The organism is Draconibacterium mangrovi (assembly GCF_010586825.1).
Lineage (GTDB): Bacteria > Bacteroidota > Bacteroidia > Bacteroidales > Prolixibacteraceae > Draconibacterium > Draconibacterium mangrovi.
Genome location: NZ_JAAAGB010000001.1, coordinates 1,168,684 through 1,180,053, shown reverse-complemented (window position 1 = coordinate 1,180,053; position 11,370 = coordinate 1,168,684). Strand labels below are relative to the sequence as shown.

Annotated in this window: 9 protein-coding genes; 6 read left to right on the top strand and 3 right to left on the bottom strand. The window is 42.3% G+C overall.

Annotation, left to right across the window (positions count from 1 at the left end):
• Positions 1 to 23 precede the first annotated feature (23 nt).
• Positions 24 to 320: a hypothetical protein gene (locus G4420_RS04805; RefSeq protein ID WP_163322421.1), complete on the top strand. Its 297-nt coding sequence runs from the start codon at positions 24 to 26 to the stop codon at positions 318 to 320.
• On the opposite strand, the gene G4420_RS04800 is transcribed toward G4420_RS04805, so the two are convergent.
• Positions 321 to 704 carry a DUF3859 domain-containing protein gene (locus G4420_RS04800; RefSeq protein ID WP_163322420.1) on the bottom strand — a complete coding sequence of 128 codons (384 nt, stop codon included), beginning with the start codon at positions 702 to 704 and terminating at the stop codon, positions 321 to 323.
• Between the two features lie 81 nt (positions 705 to 785).
• On the opposite strand from G4420_RS04800, the gene G4420_RS04795 reads away from it, so the two are divergent.
• Together G4420_RS04795 and G4420_RS04790 are read left to right on the top strand one after the other, a co-directional pair.
• The gene (locus tag G4420_RS04795; RefSeq protein WP_163322419.1) at positions 786 to 1,139 is read left to right on the top strand and encodes a hypothetical protein; all 354 of its coding nucleotides are present in this window, start codon (positions 786 to 788) and stop codon (positions 1,137 to 1,139) included.
• Between the two features lie 167 nt (positions 1,140 to 1,306).
• A complete protein-coding gene (locus G4420_RS04790) occupies positions 1,307 to 3,676 on the top strand; it encodes a TonB-dependent receptor (protein ID WP_163322418.1) in 2,370 nt (789 codons plus the stop codon).
• A gap of 262 nt (positions 3,677 to 3,938) precedes the next feature.
• Here G4420_RS04790 and G4420_RS04785 read toward each other — a convergent pair whose 3' ends face one another.
• Positions 3,939 to 6,272 carry a TonB-dependent receptor gene (locus G4420_RS04785; RefSeq protein ID WP_204273594.1) on the bottom strand — a complete coding sequence of 778 codons (2,334 nt, stop codon included), beginning with the start codon at positions 6,270 to 6,272 and terminating at the stop codon, positions 3,939 to 3,941.
• Between the two features lie 192 nt (positions 6,273 to 6,464).
• On the opposite strand from G4420_RS04785, the gene G4420_RS04780 reads away from it, so the two are divergent.
• Positions 6,465 to 7,367, top strand: coding sequence for a hypothetical protein (locus tag G4420_RS04780; RefSeq protein ID WP_163322416.1), 903 nt, complete (start codon positions 6,465 to 6,467; stop codon positions 7,365 to 7,367).
• 96 nt (positions 7,368 to 7,463) lie between these two features.
• Entirely contained in the window at positions 7,464 to 8,243 is a 780-nt protein-coding gene (locus G4420_RS04775) for a radical SAM protein (protein WP_163322415.1), read from the top strand.
• Between the two features lie 111 nt (positions 8,244 to 8,354).
• Here G4420_RS04775 and G4420_RS04770 read toward each other — a convergent pair whose 3' ends face one another.
• Positions 8,355 to 8,798 (bottom strand): DUF2147 domain-containing protein, encoded by a 444-nt coding sequence (locus G4420_RS04770; protein WP_163322414.1) that lies wholly within the window; start codon positions 8,796 to 8,798, stop codon positions 8,355 to 8,357.
• 83 nt (positions 8,799 to 8,881) lie between these two features.
• Between G4420_RS04770 and G4420_RS04765 the strand changes: the two genes are divergently transcribed.
• The gene (locus G4420_RS04765; protein WP_163322413.1) at positions 8,882 to 11,269 is read left to right on the top strand and encodes a penicillin acylase family protein; all 2,388 of its coding nucleotides are present in this window, start codon (positions 8,882 to 8,884) and stop codon (positions 11,267 to 11,269) included.
• The last annotated feature ends 101 nt before the right edge of the window (positions 11,270 to 11,370 follow it).

Sequence of the window (11,370 nt, the reverse complement as noted above, 5' to 3'; positions counted from 1 at the left end):
TAATAAACTTTATTAATAAAATTATGGCAAGTGTAAGAGACCTTAAAAAGGACATTGATTTGATTATGTCGATGGCTTTAAGCGATTGTTTTTACGTGATGGAATATAACAATGAAGTAGACGAAAAAGCGGTATACGAAATTGCCGGCGATATTGTAAAAAGTCATCGCGAGTTGCGTTTGCGTGCTACTCATCCTGATGGAAAAGATAATCCAAAACTGGTGAAGCAATATTACAAAGAGGTCGTTCAGGATATGCTGTCTGCTGCCGATGCCGCTTTGGAAAGATTGTCGGCCGAGGTGAAAAAAGTAGCCAGGTAGTTAAATCAACGTGAAAATTTTGTGAGCAACCACTTTGCCTTTATACCAGGTGGTTAGCTCCCATTTTCCCAGCTTGTCTTCCAATGGTTCCCAAATACAATCGCCAAGATAAAACTCGTAATCGTTGGTGCGAATAAACTGTTCGCCGGTAAACGGAGGACGCAAATTCCCTTCATCATCGGTAAACGGCGGATGATCGATCTGAAAATCAACCTTCTCACCCTTGCCATTTTTTATGTGCAACACATAGCCAAACTCAGTTCCAATTTCAGCTTTAATTTCAGTGGTAAAATCCAATATCTTTGGGATGTCCCTGCTTTCCCGATCCCATTTCGAGTACTCGCCGTAACTGTAGATTTTAAATATTGGTCTGCGTTTTGCCATTGTTAAATAAAATACAAAAATAGCAATTGTAATGTTTTTTATTTAGAAAGGTTCTTAATTTAGCTCCCTCTAATCGATTGTGTGAATTTAATAAGAAAACATACAAATTTACTGTTTGTACTGATTCTTCCGGTGTATTTGTACATCGTTCAAACATCAATACAAAATAAGCATACCCATGTTTATGCTAACGGTATTGTTGTTACCCACTCGCACCCAACATCCGATTCGGATGGTTCAGGAAACAATCACAACCATTCGCAGCGTGAGATTAATCTTTATTCCTCGCTGCATTCCGATCTTTATGAAACTCCGGGACTAACCGCTTTCAATTTTGAAGTGCCCGCAGATCATATCGAATACATTGTTTACAATGAGCAGGAAATTCCAGTTTCTGTTTCATTACAAACCATTCCCCGGGCACCTCCTGCCTAGTTTTCAAAATACTTAGTAGCGTTGCAAAATGTGCAACCACCATGTCATCAGTGTTTAAGCGGATTGTAATCCATTTAATCCGTGTTTTGCCGATGGATGAAGCGATGATTTGTCGCTTTTTAAAAAAAACAGATTTAGTAGTTTGAAAACAACATATTACAAAGATTATGAAACCCATATATGCAATTCTATTGCTATTTTTTTCATTTCAGATTGTCTCGGCAGAAGAGCCTGAGAACGACAATAAAAATAAAACCGATGCCATGCTTTTTGGCGATGTAAAATCGGGCGAAGAACATATTCCGTTTGCAACTGTAACCATTAAAGGAACTACCATTGGTACTGCAGCCGATGCCACCGGGCATTTTAAAATGAGCCATTTGCCGCTTGGAAAACAAGTGGTTGTAATTTCGGCCATTGGCTACCAAACTTTTGAGAAAGAAGTGAAGATGGAAGCCAAAACAAGTGTTACCATTTTGGCCGAACTGGAACCTGATAACATCGGTATTGAACAGGTGGTGGTTTCGGCCGACAGAAATGCCAAAAGCCGCAAAGAAACGCCAACAATTGTAAACAGTATCAATCCAAAATTATTCGACCGTGTGCAAAGTGTTACGCTAAGCGAAGGACTGAATTTTTCGCCCGGATTACGTATGGAGAACAACTGCCAGAACTGTGGTTTTTCGCAGGTACGTATGAACGGACTGGAAGGACCGTACTCACAGATTCTGATTAACTCGCGCCCGGTTTTTAGCGGATTGGCCGGTGTTTATGGTCTGGAGTTGATTCCAGCCAACATGATTGAGCGGGTAGAAGTTATTCGCGGTGGCGGTTCGTCGATGTATGGAAGTAACGCTATTGCCGGAACCATAAACCTGATTACAAAAGATCCGGTAACAAATAGTTTCGAAACCTCTGTAAACAATAGTTTTGTGGGCGCCGGAGGCGACTACGATGCAGCCAGCGATTACAATATTAACATTAACGGTTCGATTGTAACCGACGATTATAAAACCGGGATGAGCATTTTTGGATTTCACCGCAAACGCGATCCTTTTGATGCCAACGGCGATGGATATTCGGAGTTGGCAAGCATCAACAATACAACCATCGGGGCCCGTTTTTACCAGCGTGTGGCGAGCCGTGGAAAAATTACTGTCGATTATTTTAATATAAATGAAGACCGCCGTGGAGGAAATAAATTCGAGCTTCCGCTGCACGAGTCTGATATTTCGGAAAGTGTGCAGCACCAGATTAATTCGGGAGCGTTGAATTTCGATCTGCTGCTTCGCGATAACGATAAATTCTCGGCTTTTATATCAATGCAGGGGGTTGACCGCGGTTCGTATTACGGCGCCGAGCAAGATCCGTCGGCATATGGCCACACCGAAGATTTAACTTATGCCGCGGGTTTGCAATACATTCGAAATATTGACTACCTGTTGTTTTCTCCGGCAACAATTACTTCAGGAATAGAAACAAGCGGTAGTTCATTGAAAGATGAAAAACTGGGCTACTACGATGCTGCGGAGGATGTGCACTACGGAAATACTCAAATTGCCGACCAGGGAATGACCAATTACGGCGCATTTTTGCAATCGGAGTGGAAAACTGATAAAGTGGTTTTTAGTGCCGGTTTGCGTTTCGATCATTACAACATCGAAGAAAAAATTGAAAACAACGACGATGTGAATGGCGATGTAATAAGTCCGCGAGTGAGTTTGCTGTACAATATTGCTGAACATCTGCAGTTCAGAAGTAGTTTTGGGCGTGGTTTCCGAGCACCGCAGATTTTTGATGAAGACCTTCACATTGAAACGTCGGGATCGAGAAAAGTGCTTCACGAAAACGATCCGAACCTGAAACAGGAATCGTCAAACAGTTTTACAGCCTCGCTCGATTATTCTAACGAGTTTGGCGATTGGCAATACCAGCTGTTGGTAGAAGGATTTTACACTCAATTGGTTGATCCGTTTGCCAACGAATACGGCACGCCCGATGAAAACGGAACTGTAGTTTACACCCGTGTAAATGCCGAAGACGGTGCCCGCGTGCAGGGAATTAATATTGAATTGAACGCGTCGCCATCGCAGAAATTCCAATTGCAATCGGGATTTACCATTCAGAAAAGTGAATTTGAGGCCGAACAGGAATTTGGCGAAAAGCGCTTTTTCAGAACGCCAAATACCTACGGTTATCTAAGTGCAAATATTAGCCCGACACCTGTTTTTGATATTGCGCTTACCGGAAATTACACCGGGAAAATGCTGGTGCCGTATTTTGGCCCGGAACTAGCAAATCCTGAAGTTGGTGAGCTTCGCGAAAGCGATTCGTTTTTTGATACAGGAATAAAACTCTGTTACCATTTCCGCTTGTCGGATTATATGAAAGTGGAGCTGAATGGAGGTGTAAAAAATATCTTTAACAGTTATCAGGAAGATTTTGATACAGGCATCGATCGCGATCCATCGTATGTGTATGGACCATTATCTCCAAGAACTATTTATTTTGGGATAAAGATCGGAAGCTTGTATTAGACTTTTAAATACATGCTTTAAGGCTGCCCGACGAATGTGCCGGGCAGCTTTTTTTGGTTTGCAACGTAGCCGGATGTTTTATTCGTACCCATCCTCTTATCCTTCCCTGCCAGCAAGATAGGACGATTGGCCTGTGGTTCGTAGCAATTTCAAATCAATGTATTCTCATACGGCGATTCCTTTGGAGGCTAATCGTCTTTCCCTTCTGTGAAGGGAGAGACAGGAGAGAGGGTATATAATCTTAATTTGGCGACTGTGTTTTCTAGTTAAATAACTTAATACCAAAGAAAACCGACCTTGGTTTTGCCGGGCCGTACACATAACCACTGTCGCGGTTTTTACCTTTGTCGAAATCATCCTGGTAATTATCGAACATGTTGCTTACGCCGCCAAATAATTCAACCGATGAATCGATTCGTTTTAACTCGAAAGTGTAACCTACTTTTACGTTGTTTTCCATAAACGATGGCGAATCAAAAAGAACGTCCTGATCGATCGTCCCAGCATCGCCGGCCAACCCGTAATGAGGAACCAGCATAGTTCCGGTGTACACTCCTGACAGCGATGCGCTGAACCGGTTCGTTGGAGTCCAGGTTAGAGTGTAATAGCCGTAAGTTTCGGGAGTACGCAAATACTTTTTCTCACCCGGTAATTCCTCTGACCATTGAATCGCGTTGTCGTATTCACTGCTTTGTACAGTTATTCCTCCCTCAATTTGTAGTTTGCGGTCGAAATTGGCGCGCGCTTCAAAAGTAGCACCGTAAACCTGGCTTTTCCCGCCGTTGCTTTTTTCCATCAACGAATTTCCGGCGTTATCGGTTCCAACTTCTTCTAAAACAAAAGCATCTTTTAGCTGAGTGTAAAAGCCTTCCAGAGTAAATCCAATAATGTGTTTTTCGGTGGGTTTATCCCAATTTAGCGACGCACTTAAACTTTGCGAACGTTCTTCTTCCAGATTGTCGGCCAGTTCGATGGTTTGAATTCCACCGCCTGCAAAAGCAATGTGCATATCCGCATCAAAAGCCTGTGGCGCACGAAATCCGGTCGACCACGACAGGCGTAATTGTGTGTACGAATCGGGTTTTAAAAGCAAGGAAACACGTGGATTCAAAATCAGTTTATCAACAAAATTATGTTTGTCGGCACGCACTCCGGCCAGCAGCGTTGTTTTTTGGGTAATCGACCAATCACTTTGAATAAATGCACCAAAGTTTTTGGTTTGCTGATCGATCAAATAATCGTAAGCCGTAATTTCATCAAAAACATCGTCGTAAATAAACTCGGTACCAAAAGTAAGTATGTTGGTTCCGGCGCCAACAAAATCGTTTATGGCGTGGTTTAACTGGGCTCCAAACTGGAAGGTTGAGTTTTTTGAATCGCCGTAAGGTGGCGCATTGTTATAGTCTTGTAATTCCTGTCCGCCATCGGGTGCAATGCCGGTAAAATGGTCGCGTTGCGTGTATTGGCCGGCAGAGTAAAGAACAAAGCTGGTGCGCATTGTCGGGTTGTAAGTGTAATCAATTCCACCCATTAAAACATTATGCGTCCGTTCTTCCGATTGTTTTGCCTGATAGGCCGGCCCGTCAATCATTTCCCCGCCATAGCGGTATTCGTATGTGCTCGAGAAATTGGCTTCAATCTTCTGGTCTTCGTCGATTTGGAAGAAGGAATTTATTCCAAACGAATTATTTTTTATCTCCGGCAACTCCGAGAAATTATCGTCGTTGGCATCAAAAGCGTCACGCTGGCGATGAAAAGCATACATCGACATTCCGGCATTTCGTTTTTGCGATAAAGCGGTTAGTGTAGCACTTACATTATAGTCAAGTGCATCGCTGCCGATAATAGAATTGTTTGATGTAACTTCATACGAATTTCGCTGCGGCAATTTGGTAATGATATTTACCGTTCCGCCAATGGCGCTTGATCCGTACAGAGCAGAGGCTCCGCCGCGAACAACTTCAATACGTTCAACCATTTCGGTGGGCAATTGCTCGAGGCCGTAAAGTCCGATAAGCGGACTAAAAACAGAGCGGCCGTTAATTAATATCTGGCTATAAGCACCGCCCAAGCCGTTCATTCGTAACTGGGTGTAATTACAGGTTTGGCAGTCGGTTTCCATGCGCAATCCGGGTTGAAAACTCAGTGATTCAGCAATGGTTTGTGCCGCTACTTTTTCAATGGTCTGGGCATCCAATACATTAACAATCACAGCACTTTCGGTTTGCCGTTTAAATGTTTTTGTACCGGTAATTACCACTTCGTCCATGTGAATGACGTCTTCTTCCAGGTCAAATTTAACCTCAACGGTTTCACCGGCCTTTAAAACCACCTGTTTTTTGCTTTCCTTGTAGCCAATCATCTTGGCAACAATAGTAAACTCTCCGATAGGAAGGTCGACCATCATGTAGTGGCCGGTAACATCGGTTGTGGTTCCGTAGTTGGTTCCGTCAAGATAAATATTTACGAATGGAATATGCTGGCCTTTTGAAACTACGTGCCCGATAATTACGGCATCGTAATGTTCGTTCTGCGCAAAGAGAAATGGCGAAATAAAAAGCAAAAGCAGACTTAGGGAAAGTATTTTAAATTTCATAATAATCAATGTTTAGTCTATTCAAACAAAATAATTGTAATCGTGTTCGCACTTGTTTATCTTAATTTTGTTTTTACCATTTTTCTTAAAATTCAATAAAAAACACTGATTTGTTGAACGGATTTGCCACCGCATAAAAGATTGTTATTTTTGTTTCGTTTTAAATGGTGGCAGAACAAAAAAATAAAGTTTATGAGTAGTCAGATTGATGCAATGCAGAAAGATTCGAAAGACATGAGAAACAATATAATTGTTGTTGTTCTTGCTGTGGTATTGGCCGTAGTGTTAGTGTTGTTCTTTTTGCAACGACGCGATCATAAAGTGATAATGCACGAAATCACGGCTGAAAAAGACTCCATTCAATATCAGTTAACCGAAATTGCTGCCAGTTACGATTCATTAAAAACCGAAAACGATACAATTAGCGAACAGCTGTTTGTGGCACAAAACAAGGTTAAAGATTTGCTGATTGAAGTGGAGCAGACCAAAAAAGTAAGCTTCTCGAAAATTTCAGACTACCAAAAACAGGTAACCACTTTGCGCGGAATTATGCGCGATTTTGTGGTACAAATTGATTCGCTTAACCGGCGTAACGAAGAGCTGATGGCCGAAAACCGCGAGGTAAAACAGCAATACAAAGAGGTTGAACAACACAACCAACAGCTTAACCAGGAAAAAGAGCGGCTGCAACAAAACCTGAAACGTGCGGCTATGCTCGAAGCCCGCGAGTTGACAGCAACGGCCTTAAATGAGAGAAGCAAGGAAACCAAATTTGCCAAACGTACTGCCAAATTGCGTATTTACTTTGTTTTGGGTCAGAACACGACAACCAAACGAGGTCCAAAAAATATATATGTGCGAATTATGCGCCCCGATCAGCTGTTAATGGTGAAGTCGGAAAACGATGTTTTTCAGTTTGAAGATTTGAAAATTCAATATTCGGCAATGCGCGAGGTAGTTTACGAAGGACAGGATTTACCGGTGGCTATTTTCTGGGACAATACCAACGAACCTGAATTGATGCCGGGAACTTATACCATTAACCTGTTTGCCGATGGAAACGAAATTGGCGAAACAACCTTTGAGATCCAGTAATTGGTAAAAAACGAGATTTTGTTCAGCAGGCAATGCCTGACTTTCCTTTAAAAATCAAACCTTTTCAGTGATTTATTAACTGTAAAGATCTATTCTATGGCAACATTTTTATTCGATAAAATAATATTTGGGCCGGTAAAAAGCCGCCGTTTGGGTGTTTCGCTGGGTATAAATTTACTGCCTACCGAAGCCAAAGTTTGTTCGTTCGACTGTATTTATTGCGAGTGTGGTTTTACACCGGGCGAGTACAAGGAAAAAGTGTCATTCCCATCACGGGCTGATGTGAAAATGCGACTGGAAGTTAAACTGCACGAAATGGTTGCTGCCAATGAACTGCCCGATGTGATTACTTTTGCCGGAAATGGTGAGCCAACCTTGCATCCCGAGTTTGCCGGAATTATTGACGACACTATTGCCTTGCGCAACGAGATCACTCCGGATGCCCGAATTGCTGTGCTTTCCAATGCAACTATGATTCACCGCAAATCGGTTTTTGAGGCTTTATTGAAAATAAAAGACAACATTCAGAAACTGGATTCGGCTTTTGAAGAAACCGTAAAGTTGCTGGATTGCCCAAAAGGGAATTTCAAGCTCTCGGATACCATCGAACAATTGATTGCTTTTAACGGAAAGGTGATTATTCAAACCATGTTTGTGCGCGGAACTTATAAAGGCAAAACCGTTGATAATACCACTGAAAAAGAGATTTCGGCATGGATTGATTTGCTAAAAAAAATAAAACCACTGCAGGTAATGATTTATACGATTGCCCGCGATACCCCAATTGAAACACTTGAAAAAGTTTCGTTGGAAGATCTGAATTCCATAGCAGAAAGAGTTCGCGAAGAAGGTTTTGATGTTCAGGTTTCGGGGTAATTTTTGAGTTCATCAAATGCTGTCATTTCGACGAAGAATGAGGAGAAATCTGTATGATTTAAGAAACAGATTTCTCAGTCGTGCCTCCTTCGAAATGACAACTATGTACAACTAAAGCGTTGTTCGATACCACTCCGAGCTGCGGCCCAACATTCGTATTCCGGCAACAAAACCTTTAAGATTTAATACATCCTTGTTTTCCATCCAACTATAGCAGTCGTATGTTTTCCCCGATTTTGGGTCGTAAATAGTGCCGTTTTTCCACTCTTCTTTTTTTGCATCGTATTCAAACCCACTCAAAATTTGTATACCAATTATCGACCGGTCGCGTAATGCCGGATCCGGATTTTCATCGTCTTTCGGAGGTTGTCCGTTTTCATATTTTTCAGGAATCATATAAACGATGGTTCCAATGTACTTTCCATCCTGTTTTTCAACTTCAATTTTGGTAGTTTTTTCATCGTTCCACCAAATGCCAACAATTTGATCGGCCTCTTGAGCAAAACCTGCCAAAGCATAAACTCCAAGGAAAAAAAGAATTACAAGCTTCTTCATAATGTCTGATTTTGAATTATTTTTAAGGATTAAATATAGAAAATTCGGAGAGTAATCCATCCGTTCCAAAAAATCAATTTCAAATGAATACCTTAAAACGTGTTTTGTTGGGGGTGCTTGGCTTCCTTGTTCTTGCTTTAGTTGTTGGTTTCTTTGTGTTGCAAAATATCAAAACTTCGGCAGTGCCCGATTATAACGAGGACCTGAAACTGGAAGGACTCCGTAGACCGGTTTCCATATTTCGCGATGAGCATGCCATTCCGCATATTTACGCCGAAAACGAAACTGATTTGTACCGTGCTGTGGGTTTTGCCATGGCACAAGACCGGCTGTGGCAAATGGATTTGCTGCGGCGGGTAACACAGGGGCGTTTATCTGAAATCTTAGGAAAAGACCAGCTGGAAACCGACCTGATGATGCGTGCACTTCGTATTCAGGAAAAATCGGAAAAGATATTGGCAACTTCATCGCCGGAAATTGTTGCTGCGCTCGAAGCGTATTCCGATGGTATAAATCAATACATCAGAAAATATCCGCTGCCACCCGAATTTAAGGTGTTGCAGTATAAACCTGAAATGTGGGAACCGGTGCATTGTATCAACCTGATTGGCTACATGTCGTGGGATTTATCAATGGGATGGGGAAGCGAGTATTTCCTGCACCAGTTGCGTGCAGAAGTTTCTGATGAGAAAATTGCCGAGCTGATTCCCGATCTTAAAAATCATAAAACAGCAATCTACCCTGAATTTGGGAAGATCGAAATTGAGGCATCGAAGACTCTGTTATCTGCTACCGAAAATTTAACGAAACTGGGTGCAGAGATTTTTAACGGAAGTAATAACTGGGCGGTTGCAGACAAAAAAAGCCAAACCGGAATGCCACTTCTGGCTAACGACATGCATCTGGGTTTATTCGCTCCGGGAATCTGGTACCAGATGCACCAGGTTGTTGAGGGAAAAAGGAGTGTCACAGGTCTTGTGGTTCCGGGTCAGCCGTTTGTGATTTGCGGACACAACGACAGCATTGCCTGGGGAATGACCAACGTTATGGTAGACGATCTCGATTTTTATGCGGAGAAATTAAACGAAGATTCAACAAAATACAGGTTCGATGGTGCCTGGCATGATTTACTGATTAAAAAGGAAATCATAAAAACCAAGGAAGGAGAGGAGTTTGAAGAGGAACTGAAGTTCACGCACCGCGGTCCGATGGTGAATCGAATGAAAAAGGAAAAAGAAACGCCCTTGTCTATTCGTTGGCTGGGCAATGAAATGAGTAACGAGATCCGCACTGTTTTCCTGTTGAACCGTGCCAATAACTGGAGCGATTTTCGTGATGCCATGAGCACTTTTATATCGGTGAGCCAGAATGTGGTTTACGCCGATGTGAAAGGAAATATCGGTTTGCAATGCAGCGCCGGAGTACCCATTCGCGAAGGTTCGGGTATTCAGATCTATCCGGGCGACAGCAGTAAATACGACTGGCAGGGTTTGGTGCCGTTTGAGAAACTGCCTTACGAGTTAAATCCGGAAAGGGGATACGTGTCGTCGGCCAATAACAAAACCGTACCCGATGATTATCCTTATTACATCAGTCACTGGTTTTCAATGCCAGGCCGCATCAACAGGATAAGGGAAATGCTGGATGCAAAAGAGAAGCTGGGTATCGACGACTTTAAAGCCATGCAAAGCGATTGGAAATCGAAAACGGCAGAGCAGATGACACCGATTTTTGTTGAATCGCTTAAAAAACAATCGGATTTAAATGAAACGGAACAAGCGGCTTTCAGCAAATTAAAAAGCTGGGATTATAATCTTACACGCGAAAGTCAGGCGGCTTCCATTTTTGAAATTCTGTACCGAAAATCGATGGAGAACTTGGTAAAAGATGAGCTGTCGCCGGAATTATTTGAGGGAATGTTAGGGCAGAAAATGTTATTACAAAACCTGATGATAAACCTGTTGGCAGAAGGACAATCGCAATGGACCGACAATGTTATGACTGATAAAATAGAAACTTTTGATGATATTATTGCACAATCATTCAAAGAAACCGTAGCTGATCTTACTAACAAATTTGGGACTGAGGTAGAACTGTGGAAGTGGGGCAGTATTCATTCGTTCACTTTAAAACATCCGCTCGGCGTTGTTTCGGTTTTGGATAAAGCACTAAAACTTAACCGTGGACCTTTTGAGGTACCCGGAAGTTTTCATACCATATGCCCGTACTCGTATTCGTACAAAAATTTGTATGAAACCGTGCACGGCGCATCACACCGACACATTTTCAGCACAGCTAACTGGGACGATTCGGAGACAATTATTCCAACCGGGACAAGTGGTATTCCGGCCAGTGACTTCTATCTCGATCAGACCGCGAAATACCTCGATAACGACTATCATCCGGATCTGTTTTCAAAACAAAATGTAGAAAATAACGCCCGTTTTGAAATGCAATTAAAACCGGAATAATGCCGCTTATCCCCAACCCCTAAAGGGGAGCTAGTCCCCTTCAGGGGCTTTAGGGGTTAATTCAATTTGCTTTTGTGATAAACTAAGTTCTTATTCTGTTT